The sequence below is a fragment of the Paraburkholderia fungorum genome, from assembly GCF_900099835.1.
GTDB classification, from domain to species: Bacteria; Pseudomonadota; Gammaproteobacteria; order Burkholderiales; family Burkholderiaceae; genus Paraburkholderia; species Paraburkholderia fungorum_A.
The window spans coordinates 3,540,087-3,562,243 of record NZ_FNKP01000001.1 but is presented as its reverse complement, the minus strand read 5'-3'; the positions used below and the strand labels follow the sequence as shown (position 1 = coordinate 3,562,243).

Sequence of the window (22,157 nt, the reverse complement as noted above, 5' to 3'; positions counted from 1 at the left end):
GGGCTCCTTTAGGCGCCGCGTCCCACGCGGCCCATAGTCATGTCAGCCATAGAAATTCGTAACGTCAAGAAGCGCTACAAGGACTTGCAGGCGCTCAAGGGCGTCAGCCTCACGGTCGAAGAAGGCGAGTTCTTCGGACTGCTCGGTCCGAACGGCGCGGGTAAGACGACGCTCATCAGCATCCTCGCCGGTCTCGCGCGCGCCGATGAAGGCAGCATCGCGGTCCGTGGCCACGACGTGGTGACCGACTTCCGCGACGCGCGCCGCTCGCTCGGCGTGGTGCCGCAGGAGCTCGTATTCGATCCGTTCTTCACCGTCCGCGAGACGTTGCGCATTCAGTCCGGCTACTACGGGCTGCGCAACAACGACGCGTGGATCGACGAGATCATGGCCAATCTCGATCTCACCGATAAAGCCGACGCCAACATGCGCGCGCTGTCGGGCGGCATGAAGCGCCGCGTGCTGGTCGCGCAGGCGCTGGTGCATCGTCCGCCGGTCATCGTGCTCGACGAGCCGACCGCGGGCGTCGACGTCGAGTTGCGTCAAACGCTGTGGAAATTCATCTCGCGCCTGAATCGCGAAGGTCACACGATTGTGCTGACCACGCACTATCTGGAAGAAGCCGAGTCGCTGTGCGATCGCATTGCGATGCTGCGGCGCGGCGAGGTGGTCGCGCTCGAACGCACCAACGCGCTGTTGCAGCGCTTTGCCGGCATGCAACTGTTCGTGCGTTTCGCACAGGGCGTGCTGCCCGCCGAGTTGCGCCCGCTCGAAGTGGAAAGCGGCGCGGGTAACGGCAATGGCCGTCAGCATCTGCTGCGTCTGTCGAGCTACGACGAAGTCGAGACGATTCTCGCGCAGTGCCGCGCAGCGGGCTGTACGTTCGAAGAAATCGAGGTCCGCAAGGCCGACCTCGAAGATGTGTTCGTTCAGGTGATGAACGGTCCGGAAGTGATCGAGGGGCTTGCATGAGCGGTTTTCGTACGCTGTTTTACAAGGAACTGCTGCGGTTCTGGAAGGTGGCGTTCCAGACCGTGCTCGCGCCGGTCATCACCGCGCTGCTGTATCTGACCATCTTCGGCCATGCGTTGCGCGGCCATGTGCAGGTGTATCCGGGTGTCGAATACACGAGCTTCCTGATCCCCGGTCTCGTGATGATGAGCGTGTTGCAGAACGCGTTCGCCAACAGTTCGTCGTCGCTGATCCAGTCGAAGATCACCGGCAACCTGGTGTTCGTGCTGCTGCCGCCGCTGTCGCACTACGAGATGTTCGCCGCTTACGTGCTCGCCGCGGTCGCGCGCGGGCTCGCGGTCGGTTTCGGCGTGTTCATCGTGACGATCTGGTTCATTCCGGTCAGCTTCACCGCGCCGCTTTACATCATTCTGTTCGCGATTTTCGGCGCGGCGATTCTTGGCACGCTCGGCCTCATCGCCGGTATCTGGGCCGAGAAGTTCGATCAGCTGGCCGCGTTCCAGAACTTTCTGATCATGCCGCTCACGTTCCTGTCGGGCGTGTTCTATTCCACGCACACGCTGCCGCCGGTCTGGCGCGAAGTGTCGCGGCTCAATCCTTTTTTCTACATGATCGACGGCTTTCGCTACGGTTTCTTCGGGATGTCGGATATCAATCCGCTCGTGAGCCTTGCGATCGTCGCCGGTTTCTTTGTGGTGCTGGCCGCGATCGCGATGCGCATGCTCGCGACCGGCTACAAACTGCGCCACTGATCAGGAGCTTCTCTCATGTTGCCGACTCCAGAACAGGTCAAGCAATACATCGCCGCCGGACTCGCTTGCGAGCATCTTCAGGTTGAAGGCGATGGCCAGCATTTCTTCGCGACCATCGTGTCGCCGAGCTTCGAAGGCAAGCGCCCGATCCAGCGCCATCAACTCGTGTATGCGGCGCTCGGCGACCGCATGCGCGAAGAAATCCACGCGCTCAGCATGAAGACGCTGACGCCCGCCGAATGGCAGAACGCGTAATCTGGAAATTTAGTGCGAATTACTCAAGATGGACGCGACGCCGGTAGCGGCGCGTCGAACACAAAAGTCAACGCAGCCCAGGCTGATGGCCGGGCAGATCAGGAACTGACAGGCATGGATAAACTCGTCATTGAAGGTGGCTACCCGCTGTCGGGTGAAGTCGTCGTCTCGGGTGCGAAGAACGCGGCGTTGCCGATCCTGTGCGCGGCGCTGCTCTCCGCGGAGCCGGTGCATCTGGAGAACGTGCCCGATCTGCAGGACGTTCGCACGATGCTCAAGCTGCTCGGCCAGATGGGCGTGAGGATCGAGAGCGGCGAAGGGCGGGTGTCGCTGGACGCGTCGAAGGTCGACAACGTCGTCGCGCCGTACGAGATGGTCAAGACCATGCGCGCGTCGATCCTCGTGCTCGGCCCGCTGGTCGCGCGCTTCGGTCACGCGCGGGTGTCGCTGCCGGGCGGCTGCGCAATCGGCGCACGTCCGGTGGATCAGCACATCAAGGGCCTTCAGGCGATGGGTGCCGAGATCACGATCGAGCACGGCTTCATCGAAGCGCGCGCGAAGCGTCTGAAGGGCGCGCGCATCGTCACCGACATGATCACCGTGACGGGCACTGAGAACCTGCTGATGGCGGCGGTGCTGGCCGATGGCGAGACGGTCATCGAGAACGCGGCGCGTGAGCCGGAAGTCAGCGATCTGGCGCATCTGCTGGTGTCGATGGGCGCGAAGATCGAAGGCATCGGCACGGATCGCCTCGTGATTCAGGGCGTCGACAAGCTGCACGGCGCGAAGCACACGGTCATTCCTGATCGCATCGAAGCCGGCACGTTCCTGTGCGCGGTGGCCGCAGCCGGTGGCGACGTCACGTTGCGCAAGGTGCGTCCGCTGATTCTCGAAGCCGTGACAGAAAAGCTGCGCGAAGCTGGCGTCACGATCGACGAAGGCGACGATTGGATGCGCGTGCGCATGGACAAGCGTCCGGCCGCCGTGACGTTCCGCACGTCCGAATACCCGGCGTTTCCGACCGACATGCAGGCGCAGTTCATGGCGCTGAACACGATCGCGGACGGCACCTCGCAGGTCGTCGAAACGATCTTCGAAAACCGCTTCATGCACGTGCAGGAACTGAATCGCCTCGGCGCAAGCATCACGATCGACGGCAATACCGCGCTCGTGAACGGCGTCGAGAAGCTGTCGGGCGCGAAGGTGATGGCGACCGATCTGCGCGCGTCCGCAAGCCTCGTGATCGCTGCGTTGCGCGCCGAAGGCGAGACGCTGATCGACCGTATCTATCATCTGGATCGCGGCTACGACCGGATGGAAACCAAGCTCAACGCAATCGGCGCGAAAGTGCGTCGCGTGTCCGGGAGCCAGGCATGAGTTCGATGCCGCAAACTTCGTCGTCGCCGGCGGTGAACGCACCGCTCACGCTGGCGTTGTCGAAAGGGCGTATCTTCGAAGAAACGTTGCCGCTGCTCTCCGCAGCCGGCATCGAAGTGACTGAAGATCCGGAAACCTCGCGCAAGCTGATTCTGCCGACTACCGACGCGAATGTGCGCGTGATCATCGTGCGCGCGACCGACGTGCCGACCTACGTCGAATACGGCGCAGCCGACTTCGGCGTGGCAGGCAAGGACGTGCTGCTCGAACATGGCGGCGGCGGTTTGTATCAGCCGGTCGACCTGGATATCGCGCGCTGCCGGATGTCGGTCGCGGTCGCGGCGGGTTTCGATTACGCGAACGCGGTGCGCCAGGGCGCGCGCCTGCGCGTGGCGACCAAGTACGTTGAAACCGCACGTGAGCATTTTGCCGCCAAGGGCGTTCACGTCGACCTGATCAAGCTGTACGGTTCGATGGAACTGGCACCGCTGGTCGGCCTCGCCGACGCGATCGTCGACCTGGTCAGCTCCGGCAATACCCTGCGTGCCAACAATCTTGTCGAGGTGGAGGAGATCATGCAGATTTCGTCGCGCCTCGTTGTGAACCAGGCGGCGCTGAAGCTCAAGCGCGCCGCATTGCGGCCGATTCTCGACGCGTTCGAACGCGCGTCGCAAGCCGGCTGAGCGGCGTGATGGCGTGATGGCGCGAGCGTGGTCCGGTCGTGGTCACGCTGTCCTTCACCCGCTATCAGGCGCGCCTTACCGAAACGGATAACGTATGTCTATCAAGATTCGCAAGCTCGATTCCACCGCTCCCGACTTCCACAAGTCGCTGCACGCGGTGCTCGCGTTCGAGGCGAGCGAAGACGAAGCAATCGAGCGCTCGGTCGCGCAGATTCTGACCGACGTGAAGGCGCGCGGCGACGCGGCGGTGCTCGAATACACGAACCGCTTCGACCGGCTCGACGCGAAGAGCGTCGGCGCGCTCGAATTGCCGATGTCGGAACTGGACGCGGCGCTCGAAAGCCTGGAGCCGAAGCGCCGCGCGGCGCTCGAAGCGGCGGCGGCACGAGTGCGCGGCTATCACGAGAAGCAGAAGATCGAGTGCGGCAGCCATAGCTGGCAGTACACCGAGGCCGACGGCACGGTGCTGGGCCAGAAGGTCACGCCGCTGGATCGCGCGGGCATCTACGTGCCGGGCGGCAAGGCGGCGTATCCGTCGTCGGTGCTGATGAACGCGATTCCGGCGCGGGTGGCCGGCGTGCGTGAAATCGTCATGGTCGTGCCTACGCCGGACGGCGTGAAGAATCCGCTGGTGCTCGCTGCTGCGCTGCTGGGCGGCGTGGATCGCGTGTTCACGATCGGCGGCGCGCAGGCGGTGGCGGCGCTGGCCTACGGCACGGAAACCGTGCCGGCGGTCGACAAGATCTGCGGCCCCGGCAACGCGTATGTCGCGTCGGCGAAGCGTCGCGTGTTCGGCACGGTCGGCATCGACATGATCGCCGGACCGTCGGAAATTCTGGTGCTGTGCGACGGCACAACCGACCCGCGCTGGGTCGCGATGGACCTGTTCTCGCAGGCCGAGCACGACGAACTCGCGCAGTCCATCCTGCTGTGTCCGGACGACGCATTCATCGCCCGCGTCCACGACGCGATCAACGAATTGCTGCCGACCATGCCGCGCCGCGACGTGATCCGCCAGTCGCTCGAAGACCGGGGCGCGCTGATCAAGGTGCGCGACATGGCCGAAGCCTGCGCCATCGCCAACGAAATCGCGCCGGAACACCTCGAAATCTCGGCGCTGGAACCGCATCAGTGGGGTCAACTGATTCGCCATGCCGGCGCGATTTTCCTTGGCCGCTACACCAGTGAGAGCCTCGGCGACTATTGCGCAGGCCCGAATCACGTGCTGCCTACGTCGCGTACCGCACGGTTCTCGTCGCCACTGGGTGTCTATGATTTCTTCAAGCGCTCCAGTGTGATCCAAGTCAGCGCGGAAGGCGCGCAGACGCTCGGCGAGATCGCCGCCGAACTTGCCTACGGTGAAGGCTTGCAGGCGCACGCCCGCAGCGCCGAATACCGGATGCGGCAGAACAACAACGAACGCGGCTAATGCCAATAGCGGGCGTGGCGCCGCGCAGCTGATGCAGAAGATGTAAGACGCCGGGGTATCCAGCCGATGCCCCCGCGAACTTCAGCGACAGATTGCAGGCGCCAGCCCGTTCAATAACGACAATACAGACGAGCCGGAACGGCCCGTGTGCCGCCCCGAAGCCAGGGCGGCACGTTATTCGCGTCCCGTTCCCGAGACCTATGACGACACCACACGACATCATCCGCGGCGACGTGCTCGCCATGACGAGCTATCCGGTTCCGGACGCGACGGGCTTCATCAAGCTCGACGCGATGGAAAATCCGTTTTCGCTGCCGCCGGTACTGGCCGCGCATCTCGGCGAGCATCTCGCCGGGGTGGCGCTGAATCGCTATCCTGCGCCGCGTCCCGAAGCGTTGATCGAAAAGATCAAACGCGTGATGGGTGTGCCGACCGGCTGCGATGTGCTGCTCGGCAACGGCTCGGATGAAATCATCAGCATGCTGTCGATCGCGTGTGCGAAGCCTGGCGCCAAGGTGCTCGCGCCGGTGCCGGGTTTCGTGATGTACCAGATGTCGGCGAAGCTGGCGAACCTGGAATTTGTCGGTGTGCCGCTGAAAGCCGATTTCTCGCTCGACACCGAAGCGATGCTCGCGGCCATCGCCGAGCACCAGCCGGCGATCGTCTACCTCGCGTATCCGAACAACCCGACCGGCACGCTGTTCGACGAAGCCGACATGGAGCGCATCATCGCCGCCGCGAGCACGAGCCTCGTGGTGATCGACGAGGCGTATCAACCGTTCGCGCAGCAAAGCTGGCTGCCGCGCGCCGACGAGTTCGACAACGTCGTCGTGATGCGCACGGTGTCCAAACTCGGACTGGCAGGCATCCGCCTCGGCTATCTGGTCGGCAAACGCGTCTGGCTCACCGAACTCGACAAAGTGAGGCCGCCGTACAACACCAACGTGCTGACGCAGGCCGCCGCCGATTTCCTGCTCGATCACGTCGACGTACTCGACGCGCAAGCCGCGCAATTGCGCGAAGAACGTACCCGGCTCGCCGATGCAGTGGCCGCATTGCCGGGCGCCGAAGTGTTCCCGAGCGCCGGCAACTTCCTGCTGGTGCGCGTGCCCGATGCGTCCGTTCTGTTCGAAACCCTGCTCACTGCACGAGTTCTGATCAAAAACGTGAGTAAAATGCATCCATTGCTGGCCAATTGCGTGCGTTTGACCGTCGGTTCCCCCGAAGAAAATGCGCAATTGCTCGCCGGACTGAAACTCGTGCTGCATTGAACGGCTTGCCGAACGGCCGCGTGAGCGCTCTCCGCCAAACTGGACAGCGCGCGCGGCCAGCCGTTTTTCCACCCCACACTACTATCGCTTTCTAGCTCGATTCGAGGAATTACCATGCGCCTTGCGGAAGTCGTTCGCAACACCAGCGAAACGCAGATCCGTGTGAAGATCAATCTGGACGGCACCGGTCAGCAGAAGCTGGCCACCGGCGTGCCGTTTCTGGACCACATGCTCGACCAGATTGCACGGCATGGATTGTTCGACCTCGACATCGAAGCGCATGGCGACCTGCATATCGACGACCACCATACGGTCGAAGATACCGGCATCACGCTCGGCATGGCCGTCGCGAAAGCGATCGGCGACCGCAAGGGCATTCGCCGTTACGGTCATTCTTACGTGCCGCTCGACGAAGCGCTGTCGCGTGTCGTGATCGACTTCTCCGGCCGTCCGGGCCTCGAATTCCATGTCCCATTCACGCGGGCGCGCATCGGCACGTTCGACGTCGATCTGTCGATCGAGTTTTTCCGCGGCTTCGTCAATCATGCGGGCGTGACGCTGCATGTCGACAACCTGCGCGGCCTGAATGCCCACCATCAGCTGGAAACGGTGTTCAAGGCGTTCGGGCGTGCGTTGCGCATGGCCACCGAACTGGACGAGCGCGCCGCAGGACAGATTCCGTCGACCAAGGGCAGTCTCTAAGCGACGCATTGACCCATGCATATCGCGTCATCCATGCAGCATGGGTCGTTCGACGCGGAACTCGCGCTACGAAGCCGGACCTGAATCAAAAGCAGGCATTTGCAGTACAGACGGCGAAAATCGGCGTCGATGGATTGAAGGCATTGCAGCCAAAATTGAGATGAAAACTTCGATAGCGATTGTGGATTACGGAATGGGCAACCTGCGTTCGGTTGCCCAGGCATTGCGCAAAGCCGCGCCGGAAGCGGACGTGGCGATCGTCGACCGGCCCGAAGCGATCCGCGCGGCCGATCGCGTGGTGCTGCCGGGGCAGGGCGCGATACCCGACTGCATGCGCAGTCTCGCCGAGTCCGGCTTGCAGGAAGCGGTGCTTGAAGCGTCGCGCAGCAAGCCGCTGATGGGCGTGTGCGTCGGCGAGCAGATGCTGTTCGACTGGAGCGCCGAAGGCGATACGCCGGGCCTCGGCCTGCTGCCGGGTAAGGTGCTGCGCTTCGATCTGGAAGGTCAGATTCAGGACGACGGTTCGCGCTTCAAGGTTCCGCAAATGGGCTGGAACCGCGTGCGCCAGGCGCAGCCGCATCCGCTGTGGGACGGTGTCGCCGACAACGCGTTCTTCTATTTCGTGCACAGTTATTACGTGCAGCCGGACAACGCGGCCCATACGTCGGGCGAAACGGTGTACGGCGTGCCCTTTACCTCGGCGGTAGCGCGGGATAACATCTTCGCCACCCAATTCCACCCGGAAAAGAGCGCCGACGCGGGGCTGCGCGTGTATCGCAATTTCGTGCACTGGAACCCGTGAGCGCCTTTCTTCATCCCGTAGCCATGCAACGTCCCGCCACAAGCGGGGTATCTGCCATGCGCCACAACCGTAGCACCACGATTTCGCTCGACCTGCTCGCGAACGACGCACCGCAAGGGCGTCGAAAGAGTTGTACTAAACTAGCGAAACGGCGTTCAGACGGACTGGTCGACCAGCCGCTGCCGCCAACCTTCAACCCCTTCCCAGACAACACCCGATTGCTATGCTGCTGATTCCCGCCATCGACCTGAAAGACGGTCACTGTGTCCGCCTCAAACAAGGCGATATGGACCAGGCGACGATATTTTCCGAGGAACCGGCGGCAATGGCCCGACATTGGGTCGACCGTGGCGCCCGTCGTTTGCACCTCGTCGATCTGAACGGCGCGTTCGCCGGCAAGCCGAAGAACGAAGACGCGATCCGGGCGATCATCGAAGAAGTGGGCGGCGAGATCCCCGTGCAGTTGGGCGGCGGTATCCGCGACCTGAACACGATCGAACGCTATCTGGACGACGGTCTGTCGTACGTGATCATCGGCACGGCGGCGGTGAAGAATCCGGGCTTTCTGCAGGACGCATGCACGGCGTTCGGCGGCCATATCATCGTCGGGCTGGACGCGAAAGACGGCAAGGTCGCGACCGACGGCTGGAGCAAGCTGACCGGCCACGAAGTCGCCGATCTCGCGCGCAAGTTCGAGGACTACGGCTGCGAATCGATCATCTACACGGACATCGGTCGCGACGGCATGCTGCAAGGCATCAACATCGAAGCGACGGTGCGCCTCGCGCGCGCGGTGAAGATTCCGGTGATCGCAAGCGGCGGTCTGTCGAATCTGACCGACATCGAATCGCTGTGCGAAGTCGAAGACGAAGGCATCGAAGGCGTGATCTGCGGCCGCGCGATTTATTCGGGCGACCTGGACTTCGCGGCGGCGCAAACGCTGGCCGACCGTCTGCGCGAATCGGACGACGCTTAATACAAGGCAGCTTGCCGCAGCCGCAAACGGCGGCCGTTTGTGGTTGCCGTGCCTTGCGGCCGGATTCGATGGCGGCATCCGGTTAGCGCGTCCGGTCTTTCGCGGCACGCCACAACCGGCAACGCGGCACGCCGGCAAGACGCAGCAAACCGTGTCGGCATGACCTCACGCGCGGCGCGACGCGGCTCATCGCGCCGGCACCGTGCCGCTTTCCTGCTTGCGGGCGAGCGGCCTCATCAGCGGTATTGGCAGAATTGCAAGATCATGGCTCTAGCTAAACGCATCATCCCCTGTCTCGACGTCACGGCTGGCCGCGTGGTCAAGGGCGTCAACTTCGTCGAACTGCGCGATGCAGGCGACCCGGTCGAAATTGCCCGCCGTTACGACGATCAAGGCGCGGACGAACTCACCTTCCTCGACATCACCGCGACGTCGGATCAGCGCGATCTGATCCTGCCGATCATCGAAGCCGTGGCTTCGCAAGTGTTCATCCCGCTGACGGTCGGCGGCGGCGTGCGCGCGGTCGAGGACGTGCGGCGCTTGCTGAACGCGGGCGCGGACAAGATCAGCATGAACTCGTCGGCGGTGGCGAATCCGCAGCTCGTCAAAGACGCGACGGACAAATACGGCTCGCAATGCATCGTCGTCGCGATCGATGCAAAGCGCGTTTCCGCCGATGGCGAAGCGCCTCGCTGGGAAGTGTTCACGCATGGCGGCCGCAAAGCCACCGGCCTCGAAGCGGTCGAATGGGCGCGCAAGATGGCCGAACTCGGCGCAGGCGAAATCCTGCTGACCAGCATGGACCGCGACGGCACCAAGAGCGGTTTCGACCTCGCGCTCACGCGCGCGGTGTCGGACGCGGTGCCGATTCCGGTGATCGCATCGGGCGGCGTCGGCAACCTGCAGCATCTGGCCGACGGTATCAAGAACGGTCACGCGGACGCTGTGCTGGCCGCGAGCATCTTCCACTACGGCGAACACACCGTGGGCGAGGCCAAGCGCTTCATGGCCGATCAGGGCATTTCGGTGAGGTTGTGACGTGGTGAATCCCTCGGCAGTGAATTGGCTCGACAAGGTCAGGTGGGACGCGAACGGCCTCGTACCGGTGATCGCGCAGGAAGCGTCGACGAACGACGTGCTGATGTTCGCGTGGATGAACCGCGAAGCTCTGGCGAAGACCATTGAATTGGGCCGCGCGGTGTATTTCTCACGCTCGCGTCAGCGCCTGTGGTTCAAGGGCGAGGAGTCTGGCCACGTGCAGCATGTGCATGAAGTGCGGCTCGATTGCGACGAAGACGTCGTGTTACTGAAGGTCGAGCAGGTGTCGGGCATCGCGTGCCACACCGGCCGTCACTCGTGCTTTTTCCAGAAATTTGAAGGCTCGGTGGACGATGGCGACTGGGTTGCCGTCGATCCCGTGCTGAAAGACCCCGAACACATCTACAAATGACGCAATCCACGCAAGCTTCCACGAACGACACGCTGCTGCGTCTCGCGGCGATCATCGACAGCCGCAAGGGCGGCGATCCGGACGTTTCCTATGTGTCCCGTCTGTTCCACAAGGGCGACGACGCGATTCTGAAGAAGATCGGCGAAGAAGCCACCGAAGTCGTACTGGCCGCGAAGGACACGCGCCACGGCGGCGCGCCGAAGGCGCTGGTTGGCGAAGTCGCGGACCTGTGGTTCCACTGCCTCGTGATGCTGTCGCACTTCGACCTGAGCCCGGCGGACGTGCTCGCCGAACTCGAGCGCCGCGAAGGCCTGTCGGGTCTCGAAGAAAAGGCGCTGCGCAAGAGCCTCGAGCGCGAACAGAACGGCGATTGAATCGTGGTCGGGCAGGGCGGGCGTCGATTGCGTGCCAATTGATCGCGCCCTGCTTGAAGTTGGCCGCTCCGGCGTCCACATTGCTCTGAACGTATCTGACGCATCTTCGGGAGGACGCAAGCATGGAACAGTCGCACGAGAGCTATCCGCCGCCGGTCTACCGCAACGCGATGGAGCCTGAGCGTGAGCGCAGCCTGCGCACGCTTACCCACGTGCTGTATGCGTTGTATGCGGTCCACTGGCTGACGGGCGGGCTGACGATCCTCATCGCGATCATCATCAACTACGTGAAGCGGCCCGATGTGGTGGGCACGCCGTACGAAGCCCACTTTCAGTGGCAGATCCGCTCTTTCTGGCTGTGCCTGCTCGGTTATGCGATTGGCGGCGTGCTGCTGTTCGTCGTGATTGGCATACCGGTTCTGTGGGCCGTCAGCATCTGGATGTTGTACCGTATTATCAAAGGCTGGCTGTATCTGTACGATAACAAGCCGCTTGCGAATCCGCGGGGCTGGGTCTGAACGCTGGCCGCTTTCGACCGCTTCTGACCATGGTTAATCGGGTCCGACCTTCGATCCGTCACGCCAGCCCGCGGCGCCGCGTTTCTCGCTCCAGTCATACTGCGTCAGGAATACGATGAGTCACGACCCGAATTGCCTTTTCTGCAAGATCGCCGCCGGCGAGATTCCGTCCACCAAAGTCCACGAGGACGAAGAATTCGTAGCGTTTCGCGATATCCGTCCCGCCGCTGAAACGCACGTGCTGGTGATTCCGCGCAAGCACATCGCCACGCTGACCAACTGCACCGAAAGCGATGCTCCGCTGCTTGGTAGAATGTTAGTTTTGGTGGCGCGTCTGGCCGATCAGCTTGGCGTGGCGTATTCCGGCGGTGAAACGGGCTTTCGCACGGTAATCAATACCGGGCCGGGCGGCGGTCAGGAGGTGTATCACCTGCACGCGCACATCCTCGCCGGGCCGCGCCCCTGGCAGCGAATGGGTTGATCACGTCGCGTGTGTTGCGACGTCCATGGTGAATTCTGGTCGTGGACAATGAACGCCGCCGTTGTTTTTACCGCAATGTAATAACGGCGACGCGCTCACCCGGCCACAATCACCTGATTTGCTGGCGAGTGAATCGGAAGGGCCGGCGGTAACGTATAGATGAAGCGTCAGCGCTTCGAGTCACGCCGCAAGGCGCACGAATTTTTTGCCGCATCGCGATGCGGTGTCGGGGTTAAGGAGAGTAGTCATGGGTTCGTTGAGCATTTGGCATTGGCTGATCGTGTTGTTGATCGTGGCACTCGTGTTCGGCACGAAGAAGCTGCGCAATATCGGTACCGACCTGGGTGGCGCGGTCAAGGGCTTCAAGGAAGGCATGAAGGAAGCCGAAACGCCGGGCAGCGAAGCGCAACAGCGCGAACTGCCGCGCAACGGCGCGGTCGATGTGGAAGCGAAGGAAAAGACGCCGAATTCCGGCGATTACCGCTAAGCCGCGGCTTACCCGCGTTACTGACGGACATTCCACTTCATGCTGGACCTCGGTCTAACCAAGATGGCGCTGATCGGCGTCGTCGCGCTGGTCGTTCTCGGGCCAGAGCGCCTGCCTCGCGTAGCCCGCACGGCGGGCGCGCTGTTTGGCCGCGCACAGCGATATATCAACGACGTGAAGTCTGAAGTCACGCGTGAAATCGAACTCGACGAATTGCGTCGGATGAAAACCGAGTTCGAAACAGCCGCGACCAATGTGCATACCTCTGTTCAGGACAACCTGCGCCAGCACGAATCCGAACTGAACGATGCGTGGAACAGCGGAACGTCGGTGTCGCCGAGCATCGCCGGCGGCGCGCTGGAAGACGTCGGCAATTCGGCGAGCAATTCGTCGTGGCCGGTCAGCACGCCGTCCGCCACGCCCAAACGCAAGAACTGGCGCGTCAAGCAGACCGCCATGCCCACGTGGTACAAGCGTGCCACGACCCGCCGCACCCGCGTGCAATCGGGTGCTGCGCGCGTTGCGCGGCATACGCCGGCCACCATGCGTCGTCCGACGCGGTTCTTCTGATGATCAGAACGACAATCTCTAACCGAGGGCCGGCGTGAGCGACCCCCAGCAAACCCAGACCGAAGGCACTGAAGAGACCTTCATTTCCCACCTCGTTGAATTGCGCGACCGCATCATTCGCGCGGGCATTGCCGTCATCGTGGTGTTTATCGGGCTCGTGTATTGGGCGCCAGACATCTTCCGGCTGCTGGCACGCCCGCTGATGCAGAACTTGCCGAAGGACGGCAAGATGATCGTCACCGACGTCACCGGCTCGTTCTTCGTGCCGATGAAGGTCACCATGATGGTCGCGTTCGTGATCGCGCTGCCCATCGTGCTGTACCAGATCTGGGCATTCGTCGCGCCGGGGCTTTATCAGCACGAGAAGAAACTGGTCGTGCCGCTGGTGGGCAGCAGTTATGTGCTATTCCTGTGCGGCATGGCGTTCGCGTATTTCGTGGTGTTCCCAACCATCTTCCGTGTGATGGCGCATTACAACGCGCCGCTCGGCGCGGAAATGACGACGGATATCGATAATTACCTGAGCTTCGTGCTCACCATGTTTATCGCGTTCGGCGTGACGTTCGAGGTGCCGATCGTCGTGGTGCTGCTGGTCCGCATGAACCTGCTGACCATCAAGAAGCTGAGGGAAATCCGGCCGTATGTGATTGTCGGCGCGTTTGTGATTTCGGCTGTGGTGACGCCGCCTGACGTATTCTCGCAGCTAATCCTAGCGATTCCGCTGATCGTGTTGTACGAGGCGGGGATCATCGCGGCGCGTCTGATTGTGGGCAAGCAGCCAGCGGTGATTGAAGAGGCGAATCCGCCGAGTTGAATTGAGTGCGGGGTTTAGCGCGGGTTTCGGGCGCTGGACCTAGAGGTAAAAACAAAAGGGGCAGTCCGATATGGACTGCCCCTTTTGTTTTGCTGCTACCGCTAGCCGCTAGCTTGCAGCGCTTGATTCATCAACCGCCGTCATCATCCTGCTGATCGCCACCACCACCGTTATCGTCGGTGGGCTGTTTCGGCGGAGGCGGGCGCTTGCCGATGGTGACGTCCAGATCGATCTCGCGACCTTTGCGCACCAGATGCACTTTCGCGGCCGTCCCCGGCTTGATCTGAGCGATCACGTTCAACAGACGCGTTGTATCAGTGATCTCCTCGCCATTCACGCTGATCAGGATATCGCCCGGCTTGATGCCTGCGCGATCGGCGGGACCGCTCTTCAGCACGCCCGCGACAATCGCGCCCGACTTCTGTTCCAGCCCGAACGACTCGGCGATCTCCGGCGTCACGTCCTGCGGTTCGACGCCGATCCAGCCGCGCGTGACCGAGCCCGTCGTGATGATGCTTTCGAGCACGCTACGCGCCGTCGACACGGGAATCGCAAAACCAATCCCAAGCGAGCCGCCCGAGCGCGAATAAATTGCGGTGTTGATGCCGAGCAGATTGCCGTTCACATCGACCAGCGCGCCTCCCGAGTTGCCCGGATTAATAGCCGCGTCAGTCTGAATGAAGTTCTCGAATGTATTGATGCCGAGGTGATTGCGCCCAAGCGCGCTGACGATCCCCATGGTCACCGTTTGCCCGACGCCGAACGGATTGCCGATCGCCAGCACCACGTCGCCGACCCGCGTCTGGTCCATGCGGCCGAGCGTGATGGTGGGCAGGTTGGTCATGTTGACCTTGAGCACGGCAAGATCGGTTTCCGGGTCGACGCCGATCACCTTGGCATTCGTGGTGCGACCATCGGCCAGCGCGATTTCGATCTGGTCGGCGCCGTCCACGACGTGCTGGTTCGTTAGAATGTAACCTTCCGAACTCACTATTACGCCGGAGCCGAGGTTGGATGCGGGTTGCTCCTCCTGCTTGCGCTTGTTCTTGTCGCCGAAGAAATAGCGGAACAGAGGATCTTTCGCGCGAGGGTCGGGCGGCAGTGAGCCATCCTTGCTGGAGAACACATTGACGACCGCGGGCATCGCCTTTTGCGCAGCGTCCGCATAGGACGCCTGGGCTGGCCCGCTGCCGATGCCTGGCGCCACTTCCCGTAGGGCGACGATGGGTTCGGCGAGTTGCTTGCCGAATTGCCCTTGACGCTGGAGCCACTGCGGTTTGAGGGTCGCAATGATGAACATCAGCGCCAACAGCACAGTCACCGCTTGGGCAAAGAACAGCCAAAAGCGTCTAAGCATCTGAAGACTAGAGGTTTATATGGATCGGATCGAACTTGAATTGTACTTGAACAATCTTCTTGAAACCGCGCGCTTCAAGGACTATTGCCCCAATGGATTGCAGGTCGAGGGGCGTCGCAAAATCAACAGGATCGCGACCGGCGTGACCGCTTCGGTGGCCTTCCTGGAAGCCGCGCTCGATTGGGGCGCGGACGCTGTACTAGTCCATCACGGCTACTTCTGGCGCAACGAAGCACCGCAGATCACCGGCCGCAAACACGCGCGTCTCAAACTGCTGATTGCGAACGACCTCAACCTGTTCGCGTATCACCTGCCGCTCGACGACCATCCCACGCTCGGCAACAACGCGCAGATCGGCGAGAAGATGGGCTGGATCAGCGACGCGCGCTTCGGCGAGAACGACCTCGGCTGGCTCGCCACTTTTCCGATGCCGATCACGCTCGCGCACTTCACCGCGGAAATCGAACAAACGCTTGGTCGCACGCCGCTCGTATTCGGCGACCCGGATCGGCAACTGCGTCGCGTGGGCTGGTGCACGGGTGCTGCGCAAAACATGTTCGACGCCGCGATCAACGCGGGCGCCGACGTCTATCTGACTGGTGAAGTGTCGGAGTCGGTGATGCACACCTCGGCGGAAAGCGGGGTCGCTTTTCTCGCAGCCGGACACCATGCAACTGAACGTTTTGGCGTGCAGGCGGTGGGCAAACATCTGTCCGAGCAATTCGATATTGAGCACGTCTTTATCGATATCCCTAATCCCGTTTGAAATTGAAAGTTTTGCGAATTGCATTAACGAAGAAAAAGCGCTGATTAACGCAGAGGGCACTTAAAAGGGGGCACAAAAAAGTTTGCGGACCGTACGGAGAAACCCTGATTTATCAAGGGCTTCGCACGGTTTTTGGCAATCAGCCCTTGTAAATGGCGACTCCATTCACGCAAACTAGCGGCGGTAGAAGCGACGTGAAGGAAAAATCCAACTCAGAAGTGGGGCGTGTGATGCGAGACAAAGAAGATGAACGCGTCGACGGCAGCCGCCGGAACTGGCTGGTAGCGACGACCGTAGCAAGTGGCATAGGAGGCGTTGCCATTGTCGTACCCTTTGTTAGTTCGTTTGCACCATCTGAAAAGGCCATGGCCGCAGGCGCCCCGGTCGAAGTTGATATCAGTAATCTCAAGCCCGGCGACATGGTCACCGTCGCCTGGCGCGGCAAACCGGTGTGGGTCATCAACCGCACCGACCAGATGCTCGCCGATGTACAGAAAGCCGATAACGAAGTAGCCGATCCCCGCACAAAAAATCCTTTTTCGATGCCGTTGCCGGAGTACTGCAACAACGAGTTCCGCTCACGCGCCGAGAACAAACATCTTCTAGTCGCCGTTGCTGTGTGCACCCATCTGGGCTGCACGCCGACGCCACGCTTCCAGGAGGGTGCGCAACCCAATCTTCCAGACAACTGGCCAGGCGGCTTTCTGTGCCCTTGCCACGGCTCGACCTACGACATGGCCGGCCGCGTCTTCAAGAACAAACCCGCGCCCCAGAACCTCGACATCCCGCGATTCATGTTCACGTCGGCGACCAGCCTCGTGATCGGCAAGGACGAGAAAGGAGAAGCGTAATGGCGATCGAGCACGATGTTGAGACGACCGGGCTGGTCGGCTGGATCGACCGGCGCTTTCCGCTGACCTCCACCTGGAAAAAACACGTTTCCGAGTACTACGCGCCGAAGAATTTCAACTTCTGGTACTTCTTCGGTTCGCTCGCGTTGCTGGTGCTGGTCAACCAGATCGTCACCGGCATCTTCCTCACGATGAACTACAAGCCCGACGCGACGCTCGCGTTCTCGTCGGTCGAGTACATCATGCGCGAGGTGCCGTGGGGCTGGCTGATCCGCTATATGCACTCCACGGGCGCGTCGATGTTTTTCGTCGTCGTGTATCTGCACATGTTCCGCGGGCTGATGTACGGCTCGTATCGCAAGCCGCGCGAACTGGTGTGGATTTTCGGCTGCCTGATCTTCCTGTGCCTGATGGCCGAGGCGTTCTTCGGCTACCTGCTGCCGTGGGGGCAAATGTCGTTCTGGGGCGCGCAGGTGATCGTCAACCTGTTCTCGGCGATTCCGTTTATCGGGCCGGATCTGTCGCTGTGGATTCGCGGCGACTACGTCGTCTCGGACGTCACGCTGAACCGCTTCTTCGCGTTTCACGTGATCGCGATTCCGCTGGTGCTGGTCGGGCTGGTGGTCGCTCACCTGGTCGCGCTGCACGAAGTGGGATCGAACAATCCCGACGGCATCGAGATCAAGGCGAAGAAGGACCCGGACGGCATTCCGCTCGACGGCATTCCGTTCCACCCGTATTACTCGGTGCACGATTTCATGGGCGTGACGGTGTTCCTGTTCATTTTCGCGGCGATCATTTTCTTCGCGCCGGAAATGGGCGGGTACTTCCTGGAGTCGAATAACTTCGTTCCGGCCAATCCGCTGCAAACGCCGCCAGAAATTGCGCCGGTTTGGTACTTCACAGCGTTTTATGCAATGCTTCGCGCCACCACCGATCCATTCAAGATCGTACTGATGATCGTGATCGCGTTGCTTGGCCTGCTGGCACTGGTGCGCGCGCGCGGCAAGTGGAAGCTCGGCCTGCCGGTGCTCGCCGTGCTGGTGATTCTGGCGATGGCGTTCACCGAGTCGAAGTTCTGGGGCGTGGTGGTGATGGGCAGCGCGGTGATTTCGCTGTTCTTCCTGCCGTGGCTTGACCGCTCGCCGGTGAAGTCGATCCGCTACCGGCCGTTTTTTCACAAGGTCTTCTACGGCATCTTCGTGATCGCGTTCCTGACGCTGGGCTTCCTCGGCACCAAACCGCCGTCGCCTGCTTCCACGCTGATTGCGCAGATCTGTGCGTTGATCTACTTCGCGTTTTTCCTCGGTATGCCGTTCTGGACGCGGCTTGGCACGTTCAAGCAGCCACCCGAACGGGTGCGGTTCAAGCCTCACTAATCGCGGGCCAGGAGAACACGAAATGAAAAAACTGCTTTCGACGTGCGCGCTGATCGGCGCGACACTGCTTGCGTTGCTGGCCGCTCCGGCCTACGCGGACGAGAATTTCCCTCTCGACCGCGCGCCGGATAACGCGGACAATTTCGCTTCTTTGCAGCACGGCGCGCAATTGTTTGTAAACTACTGCCTGAATTGCCACAGCGCGAACCTGATGCGCTACAGCCGGCTCACCGATCTCGGCATCACGCCGGCCGAGATTCAGTCGAACCTGCTGTTCACCAGCGACAAGATCGGCAATACGATGACCATCGCGATGCGCCCGGAAGACGCGAAAGCGTGGTTCGGCGCAGCGCCGCCGGATCTGTCGGTGGAAGCGCGGGCGCGTGGCAAGGACTGGCTGTACACGTATCTGCGCAGCTTTTATCGCGACAATACGCGGCCAACCGGCTGGAATAATCTCGTGTATGAGAACGTGAGCATGCCTCACGTGCTGTGGCAGCTTCAGGGGCAGCGTGCGGCGAAATTCGGTGATGAAACCGATGAAAAAACCGGCGAAACGGTACACAAATTTGTCGGCTTCCAGCAGCTCACTCCGGGGACCATGTCGCCGGTAGATTATGATTCTGCTGTGGCCGACCTCGTGTCGTACCTGTCATGGATGTCCGAACCGACCCAGAAAACCCGCAAGCAACTTGGCGTGTGGGTGCTGATGTTCCTCGGTATCCTGAGCTTTTTCGCCTGGCGACTGAACGCCGCGTACTGGAAACATATCAAATAATCACGCCGTCACCCGGCGTGGGGCCGGCGCCAGGAAGAACCTGCTGAACGGTTTTTCCGCGCGCTGGCCTTTCAGCTTTTTGAGGAAACGTAAATATGATGGTTCTGTATTCCGGCACTACTTGCCCGTTCTCCCAGCGCTGCCGGCTGGTGTTGTTCGAAAAGGGCATGGACTTCGAGATCCGCGACGTCGACCTGTTTAACAAGCCGGAAGACATCGCCGTGATGAATCCGTACGGTCAGGTACCGATTCTCGTCGAACGGGACCTGATTCTGTACGAATCGAACATCATCAACGAATACATCGACGAGCGCTTCCCGCACCCGCAACTGATGCCGGCCGACCCGGTTCAGCGCGCCCGCGCCCGCCTGTTCCTGCTGAACTTCGAGAAGGAACTGTTCGTGCACGTCGGCACGCTCGAAAACGAAAAGGGCAAGGCTGCCGAGAAGAATCACGAGAAGGCACGTCTCGCGATCCGCGATCGTCTGACGCAGCTCGCGCCGATCTTCCTGAAGAACAAGTACATGCTCGGCGAAGAGTTCTCGATGCTCGACGTCGCGATCGCTCCGCTGCTGTGGCGTCTGGACCACTACGGCATCGAGCTGTCGAAGAACGCCGCACCGCTGATGAAGTACGCCGAGCGCATTTTCAGCCGCCCGGCTTATATCGAAGCGCTGACGCCTTCGGAAAAGGTGATGCGTCGTTGAGTTTGGCTATGGGGCGAGGGCGCCGCGCATAGACCGCGCGGGCTCGCGCCCGGTAAGAGGACTGTAGATGCAAGAGATTTCCACCAAGCCTTACCTGTTGCGCGCGCTTTACGAGTGGTGCACGGATAACGGCTACACGCCGCACATCGCCGTTCGGGTCGACAACCAGACGCGCGTGCCGCGTCAGTTCGTGCGCGACAACGAGATCGTGTTGAACATCAGCTTCGAGGCCACCAGCCAGTTGCAGATGGGCAACGAGTGGATCGAGTTCAGCGCGCGTTTCTCCGGCAAGTCGCACAAGATCGAAGTGCCGATCGCGAATATTCTCGCGATTTACGCACGCGAAAACGGCCAGGGCATGGCGTTCCCGGTCGAATCGGCGGGGGGCGAGGCGCAGGATTCGGGCGCCGACGCGCAAGCGGTCGACGAAGTCGAAGCACCGGCTGCGCCGCGCGCGGTCGAGACTTTGTCGGCAGCCGATCTGGCGGCGAAAGCCGAGAGCGCAACCGACAATCCGCAACCTGACGACGATGGAACAAAAGGTGGCGGAAGGGCTCGCCTTAAGATCGTGAAATGAAGTAGAATCACGGCCTCATGCCGGCTTAGCTCATCAGGTAGAGCGCTTGACTTGTAATCATGAGGTGGCGGGTTCGAGTCCTGCAGCCGGCACCAGTTGTACGAAACGGGGTTTCTGTTCAGTCAGAAACCCCGTTTTTTATTGCGCGCGTGGATTGGCTATTTTGCTGTCAAAAAGGCGGAATTTGGCTGAATGCGACGGTTCACGTTAGGTGCTCGCGGCTGGGTTCGCTGCGTCGTCGCAAGTTCGCCGAACCCCGCGAAAGGCTTGCCGGGCCGCGCTTCCGGGCTGTCTGAAGGCGTGTCAAAGGAGCTGAAAAGCCATTGGTCACGCACTCACCGGTGAGGCCGCGAACGGCCCAAAATCACCATATCTCTTTCACCTTGTCGATTGTGGATTGTTTTGTCTACATTTGATGTGTTTCGATACTCACCCTAGCCGTTCCGGTCGACGAATAGCCCGCCGCGAAGCCGCTTAGCAGAGGTACTATTCGGGCGTCAGTCGGCATTGCTATCAAGTACTCCGTCCGGCGGGCAACGCCCCCGACGACGCAGCGTCTCATCGCGTCACTCCCGCAACACCGATCCCACCTCATCATGACCAGCCCCGCATTCATTACCTGGCCCGAAGCTGAAGGCCCCCGTTCCGCGCGTTGGCGCTCCGAAGCGAACGTGCCGCCGCCCAAGCGCGTGATCGTCGCGGATGACCGGACGACCGCCGACTCGGCCTACCGCCTCGCCTGTGAAGGCACGGCGCTGCTGTGGAACGGCGACTTCCAGAACGCTCGCCAGTTGCTGCAGGCGGTCACTCGCCGGTTGGAGCGCAAACCGCGCAAGCAGGGCGAGACGCCGGTCGACGCATTCAACCTGCATCGGCAGGCGCAGTCGCAACGCGCGCGCACGCTCGGCATGATCCTGATTCCGCTCGACGCCGCTTACGGCATTCCGCTGCGCCGCGCGCCGGATGTGGCGCAAGCCTGCATCGAAACCTATGGGCCGTCCAATGAAGAAGCGTCGGTCGTGTCGCTGCGCGAACTGCTCGGACTGATCGGCGCGCACGAGTGGCGCAAGAAGGGCGTCGAGATTCCTGCGCTTGCCGAGCGGATTCATCCGCATTACGGGGTGTTTTCGCCGGTGCGCGGTGAATATGTGGATCTGGTCGCGCGCACGCCGCTGCCTTCGCTAAACAAGGCGTTCGATATCGGCACGGGTACGGGCGTGCTTGCCGCGTTGCTGGCGAAACGCGGCGTCAAGAAAATTATCGCAACCGATCAGGATCCGCGAGCGCTAGCTTGTGCGCGTGAAAACCTCACGCGTCTCGGCTATGACAAGCAGGTTGAGATTGTCCAGACGGATTTGTTCCCGGAAGGCCGCGCGCCGCTCGTGGTGTGCAATCCGCCGTGGGTGCCGGCGCGGCCTGCGTCGCCGGTCGAGTACGCGATCTACGATCCGGAGAGCCGGATGTTGCTCGGTTTCCTGAATGGTCTCGCGGAGCATCTGTCGCCGGGCGGCGAGGGCTGGCTGATCATGTCGGATTTCGCCGAGCACCTGGGCTTGCGGACGCGCGAATGGTTGCTGGCTGCGATCGAGAAAGCAGGGCTGACGGTGGTCGGGCGTGAGGACATTCGTCCGCGGCATCCGAAGTCGACCGATGAAACGGATGCACTGCATCAGGCGCGTGTGGCCGAGGTGACGTCGTTGTGGCGGTTGAAGCCGCGGTAACGAGTGGTGCGGTGAGCCGATGAGCGTCGCGTTGATGCGTCGGCGCGTGTCGCCGGGTTTTGCATCAACGCGACGCTTGTTTCGATTTGACCTCAAGTGACGTGGCTG

26 protein-coding genes and 1 tRNA gene are annotated in these 22,157 nt (G+C 61.6%); 26 read left to right on the top strand and 1 reads right to left on the bottom strand.

The window, feature by feature from the left end; genetic code table 11:
• Nucleotides 1–39: 39 nt before the first annotated feature.
• From BLS41_RS15845 to tatC, 18 genes are all read left to right on the top strand, one after another.
• The gene (locus BLS41_RS15845) at nucleotides 40–972 is read left to right on the top strand and encodes an ABC transporter ATP-binding protein (protein WP_074766062.1); all 933 of its coding nucleotides are present in this window, start codon (nucleotides 40–42) and stop codon (nucleotides 970–972) included.
• Nucleotides 969–1,724, top strand: coding sequence for an ABC transporter permease (locus BLS41_RS15840; protein WP_074766060.1), 756 nt, complete (start codon nucleotides 969–971; stop codon nucleotides 1,722–1,724). Before BLS41_RS15845 ends, BLS41_RS15840 begins: the two co-directional genes overlap by 4 nt.
• A 15-nt stretch (nucleotides 1,725–1,739) precedes the next feature.
• A complete protein-coding gene (locus BLS41_RS15835; RefSeq protein WP_074766058.1) occupies nucleotides 1,740–1,979 on the top strand; it encodes a BolA family protein in 240 nt (79 codons plus the stop codon).
• A gap of 114 nt (nucleotides 1,980–2,093) precedes the next feature.
• Entirely contained in the window at nucleotides 2,094–3,356 is a 1,263-nt protein-coding gene (gene murA, locus BLS41_RS15830; protein WP_074766056.1) for a UDP-N-acetylglucosamine 1-carboxyvinyltransferase, read from the top strand.
• On the top strand, nucleotides 3,353–4,039 hold the full coding sequence (hisG, locus tag BLS41_RS15825; protein ID WP_074766054.1) for an ATP phosphoribosyltransferase: 687 nt from the start codon (nucleotides 3,353–3,355) through the stop codon (nucleotides 4,037–4,039). The genes murA and hisG overlap by 4 nt, the downstream gene beginning before the upstream one ends.
• A gap of 94 nt (nucleotides 4,040–4,133) precedes the next feature.
• Nucleotides 4,134–5,468, top strand: coding sequence for a histidinol dehydrogenase (gene hisD, locus BLS41_RS15820; protein ID WP_074766052.1), 1,335 nt, complete (start codon nucleotides 4,134–4,136; stop codon nucleotides 5,466–5,468).
• Between the two features lie 200 nt (nucleotides 5,469–5,668).
• On the top strand, nucleotides 5,669–6,739 hold the full coding sequence (gene hisC / locus BLS41_RS15815) for a histidinol-phosphate transaminase (protein WP_074766050.1): 1,071 nt from the start codon (nucleotides 5,669–5,671) through the stop codon (nucleotides 6,737–6,739).
• 114 nt (nucleotides 6,740–6,853) lie between these two features.
• Nucleotides 6,854–7,441, top strand: a complete 588-nt coding sequence (gene hisB, locus BLS41_RS15810; protein ID WP_074766048.1) for an imidazoleglycerol-phosphate dehydratase HisB — start codon at nucleotides 6,854–6,856, stop codon at nucleotides 7,439–7,441.
• A gap of 160 nt (nucleotides 7,442–7,601) precedes the next feature.
• Entirely contained in the window at nucleotides 7,602–8,243 is a 642-nt protein-coding gene (hisH, locus tag BLS41_RS15805; RefSeq protein WP_074766596.1) for an imidazole glycerol phosphate synthase subunit HisH, read from the top strand.
• A gap of 223 nt (nucleotides 8,244–8,466) precedes the next feature.
• Nucleotides 8,467–9,219 carry a 1-(5-phosphoribosyl)-5-[(5-phosphoribosylamino)methylideneamino]imidazole-4-carboxamide isomerase gene (hisA, locus tag BLS41_RS15800; protein WP_074766046.1) on the top strand — a complete coding sequence of 251 codons (753 nt, stop codon included), beginning with the start codon at nucleotides 8,467–8,469 and terminating at the stop codon, nucleotides 9,217–9,219.
• A gap of 264 nt (nucleotides 9,220–9,483) precedes the next feature.
• Nucleotides 9,484–10,257 carry an imidazole glycerol phosphate synthase subunit HisF gene (gene hisF / locus BLS41_RS15795; RefSeq protein ID WP_074766594.1) on the top strand — a complete coding sequence of 258 codons (774 nt, stop codon included), beginning with the start codon at nucleotides 9,484–9,486 and terminating at the stop codon, nucleotides 10,255–10,257.
• A 1-nt stretch (nucleotide 10,258) separates the two neighbouring features.
• Nucleotides 10,259–10,669, top strand: coding sequence for a phosphoribosyl-AMP cyclohydrolase (gene hisI, locus BLS41_RS15790; RefSeq protein WP_171910238.1), 411 nt, complete (start codon nucleotides 10,259–10,261; stop codon nucleotides 10,667–10,669).
• Nucleotides 10,666–11,043, top strand: coding sequence for a phosphoribosyl-ATP diphosphatase (locus BLS41_RS15785; protein ID WP_074766044.1), 378 nt, complete (start codon nucleotides 10,666–10,668; stop codon nucleotides 11,041–11,043). Before hisI ends, BLS41_RS15785 begins: the two co-directional genes overlap by 4 nt.
• A 122-nt stretch (nucleotides 11,044–11,165) precedes the next feature.
• Nucleotides 11,166–11,561 carry a DUF4870 family protein gene (locus BLS41_RS15780; protein ID WP_074766042.1) on the top strand — a complete coding sequence of 132 codons (396 nt, stop codon included), beginning with the start codon at nucleotides 11,166–11,168 and terminating at the stop codon, nucleotides 11,559–11,561.
• A gap of 115 nt (nucleotides 11,562–11,676) precedes the next feature.
• Entirely contained in the window at nucleotides 11,677–12,042 is a 366-nt protein-coding gene (locus tag BLS41_RS15775) for a histidine triad nucleotide-binding protein (protein ID WP_074766040.1), read from the top strand.
• 247 nt (nucleotides 12,043–12,289) lie between these two features.
• Entirely contained in the window at nucleotides 12,290–12,529 is a 240-nt protein-coding gene (tatA, locus tag BLS41_RS15770) for a Sec-independent protein translocase subunit TatA (RefSeq protein ID WP_074766038.1), read from the top strand.
• Nucleotides 12,530–12,568: 39 nt separating this feature from the next.
• On the top strand, nucleotides 12,569–13,099 hold the full coding sequence (gene tatB, locus BLS41_RS15765) for a Sec-independent protein translocase protein TatB (RefSeq protein ID WP_074766036.1): 531 nt from the start codon (nucleotides 12,569–12,571) through the stop codon (nucleotides 13,097–13,099).
• A 34-nt stretch (nucleotides 13,100–13,133) separates the two neighbouring features.
• On the top strand, nucleotides 13,134–13,913 hold the full coding sequence (gene tatC / locus BLS41_RS15760) for a twin-arginine translocase subunit TatC (protein WP_074766034.1): 780 nt from the start codon (nucleotides 13,134–13,136) through the stop codon (nucleotides 13,911–13,913).
• 130 nt (nucleotides 13,914–14,043) lie between these two features.
• Here tatC and BLS41_RS15755 read toward each other — a convergent pair whose 3' ends face one another.
• Nucleotides 14,044–15,270, bottom strand: coding sequence for a Do family serine endopeptidase (locus BLS41_RS15755; RefSeq protein ID WP_074766032.1), 1,227 nt, complete (start codon nucleotides 15,268–15,270; stop codon nucleotides 14,044–14,046).
• A 19-nt stretch (nucleotides 15,271–15,289) separates the two neighbouring features.
• Here BLS41_RS15755 and BLS41_RS15750 point away from each other — a divergent pair, with 19 nt between their 5' ends.
• The 8 genes from BLS41_RS15750 to BLS41_RS15715 all read left to right on the top strand — a co-directional run bounded on the left by BLS41_RS15750 (nucleotide 15,290) and on the right by BLS41_RS15715 (nucleotide 22,049).
• Complete coding sequence (locus BLS41_RS15750) at nucleotides 15,290–16,036, top strand: Nif3-like dinuclear metal center hexameric protein (RefSeq protein WP_074766030.1); 747 nt, start codon at nucleotides 15,290–15,292, stop codon at nucleotides 16,034–16,036.
• Between the two features lie 230 nt (nucleotides 16,037–16,266).
• On the top strand, nucleotides 16,267–16,887 hold the full coding sequence (petA, locus tag BLS41_RS15745) for a ubiquinol-cytochrome c reductase iron-sulfur subunit (protein ID WP_074766028.1): 621 nt from the start codon (nucleotides 16,267–16,269) through the stop codon (nucleotides 16,885–16,887).
• Complete coding sequence (locus BLS41_RS15740) at nucleotides 16,887–18,266, top strand: cytochrome b (RefSeq protein WP_074766026.1); 1,380 nt, start codon at nucleotides 16,887–16,889, stop codon at nucleotides 18,264–18,266. The genes petA and BLS41_RS15740 overlap by 1 nt, the downstream gene beginning before the upstream one ends.
• Nucleotides 18,267–18,288: 22 nt before the next feature.
• The gene (locus BLS41_RS15735; protein ID WP_074766024.1) at nucleotides 18,289–19,044 is read left to right on the top strand and encodes a cytochrome c1; all 756 of its coding nucleotides are present in this window, start codon (nucleotides 18,289–18,291) and stop codon (nucleotides 19,042–19,044) included.
• Between the two features lie 95 nt (nucleotides 19,045–19,139).
• Nucleotides 19,140–19,751 carry a glutathione S-transferase N-terminal domain-containing protein gene (locus BLS41_RS15730; RefSeq protein ID WP_006052302.1) on the top strand — a complete coding sequence of 204 codons (612 nt, stop codon included), beginning with the start codon at nucleotides 19,140–19,142 and terminating at the stop codon, nucleotides 19,749–19,751.
• Nucleotides 19,752–19,818: 67 nt separating this feature from the next.
• Nucleotides 19,819–20,328: a ClpXP protease specificity-enhancing factor gene (locus BLS41_RS15725; RefSeq protein ID WP_074766022.1), complete on the top strand. Its 510-nt coding sequence runs from the start codon at nucleotides 19,819–19,821 to the stop codon at nucleotides 20,326–20,328.
• Between the two features lie 19 nt (nucleotides 20,329–20,347).
• Nucleotides 20,348–20,423, top strand: a tRNA-Thr gene (locus BLS41_RS15720).
• Nucleotides 20,424–20,924: 501 nt separating this feature from the next.
• Nucleotides 20,925–22,049 carry a methyltransferase gene (locus tag BLS41_RS15715; RefSeq protein WP_074766020.1) on the top strand — a complete coding sequence of 375 codons (1,125 nt, stop codon included), beginning with the start codon at nucleotides 20,925–20,927 and terminating at the stop codon, nucleotides 22,047–22,049.
• The last annotated feature ends 108 nt before the right edge of the window (nucleotides 22,050–22,157 follow it).

What these genes read in the sequence shown, in the direction of transcription:
- BLS41_RS15755 (WP_074766032.1), bottom strand. Translation starts at nt 15,270, where the DNA reads ATGCTTAGACGCTTTTGGCTGTTCTTTGCCCAAGCGGTGACTGTGCTG.
- murA (WP_074766056.1), top strand. Translation starts at nt 2,094, where the DNA reads ATGGATAAACTCGTCATTGAAGGTGGCTACCCGCTGTCGGGTGAAGTC.
- BLS41_RS15750 (WP_074766030.1), top strand. Translation starts at nt 15,290, where the DNA reads ATGGATCGGATCGAACTTGAATTGTACTTGAACAATCTTCTTGAAACC.
- hisG (WP_074766054.1), top strand. Translation starts at nt 3,353, where the DNA reads ATGAGTTCGATGCCGCAAACTTCGTCGTCGCCGGCGGTGAACGCACCG.
- hisC (WP_074766050.1), top strand. Translation starts at nt 5,669, where the DNA reads ATGACGACACCACACGACATCATCCGCGGCGACGTGCTCGCCATGACG.
- hisF (WP_074766594.1), top strand. Translation starts at nt 9,484, where the DNA reads ATGGCTCTAGCTAAACGCATCATCCCCTGTCTCGACGTCACGGCTGGC.
- tatA (WP_074766038.1), top strand. Translation starts at nt 12,290, where the DNA reads ATGGGTTCGTTGAGCATTTGGCATTGGCTGATCGTGTTGTTGATCGTG.
- hisH (WP_074766596.1), top strand. Translation starts at nt 7,602, where the DNA reads ATGAAAACTTCGATAGCGATTGTGGATTACGGAATGGGCAACCTGCGT.
- BLS41_RS15715 (WP_074766020.1), top strand. Translation starts at nt 20,925, where the DNA reads ATGACCAGCCCCGCATTCATTACCTGGCCCGAAGCTGAAGGCCCCCGT.
- hisD (WP_074766052.1), top strand. Translation starts at nt 4,134, where the DNA reads ATGTCTATCAAGATTCGCAAGCTCGATTCCACCGCTCCCGACTTCCAC.
- BLS41_RS15845 (WP_074766062.1), top strand. Translation starts at nt 40, where the DNA reads ATGTCAGCCATAGAAATTCGTAACGTCAAGAAGCGCTACAAGGACTTG.
- hisA (WP_074766046.1), top strand. Translation starts at nt 8,467, where the DNA reads ATGCTGCTGATTCCCGCCATCGACCTGAAAGACGGTCACTGTGTCCGC.
- BLS41_RS15740 (WP_074766026.1), top strand. Translation starts at nt 16,887, where the DNA reads ATGGCGATCGAGCACGATGTTGAGACGACCGGGCTGGTCGGCTGGATC.
- BLS41_RS15725 (WP_074766022.1), top strand. Translation starts at nt 19,819, where the DNA reads ATGCAAGAGATTTCCACCAAGCCTTACCTGTTGCGCGCGCTTTACGAG.
- BLS41_RS15840 (WP_074766060.1), top strand. Translation starts at nt 969, where the DNA reads ATGAGCGGTTTTCGTACGCTGTTTTACAAGGAACTGCTGCGGTTCTGG.
- BLS41_RS15775 (WP_074766040.1), top strand. Translation starts at nt 11,677, where the DNA reads ATGAGTCACGACCCGAATTGCCTTTTCTGCAAGATCGCCGCCGGCGAG.
- petA (WP_074766028.1), top strand. Translation starts at nt 16,267, where the DNA reads ATGCGAGACAAAGAAGATGAACGCGTCGACGGCAGCCGCCGGAACTGG.
- BLS41_RS15735 (WP_074766024.1), top strand. Translation starts at nt 18,289, where the DNA reads ATGAAAAAACTGCTTTCGACGTGCGCGCTGATCGGCGCGACACTGCTT.
- tatB (WP_074766036.1), top strand. Translation starts at nt 12,569, where the DNA reads ATGCTGGACCTCGGTCTAACCAAGATGGCGCTGATCGGCGTCGTCGCG.
- BLS41_RS15785 (WP_074766044.1), top strand. Translation starts at nt 10,666, where the DNA reads ATGACGCAATCCACGCAAGCTTCCACGAACGACACGCTGCTGCGTCTC.
- hisB (WP_074766048.1), top strand. Translation starts at nt 6,854, where the DNA reads ATGCGCCTTGCGGAAGTCGTTCGCAACACCAGCGAAACGCAGATCCGT.
- BLS41_RS15780 (WP_074766042.1), top strand. Translation starts at nt 11,166, where the DNA reads ATGGAACAGTCGCACGAGAGCTATCCGCCGCCGGTCTACCGCAACGCG.
- BLS41_RS15835 (WP_074766058.1), top strand. Translation starts at nt 1,740, where the DNA reads ATGTTGCCGACTCCAGAACAGGTCAAGCAATACATCGCCGCCGGACTC.
- BLS41_RS15730 (WP_006052302.1), top strand. Translation starts at nt 19,140, where the DNA reads ATGATGGTTCTGTATTCCGGCACTACTTGCCCGTTCTCCCAGCGCTGC.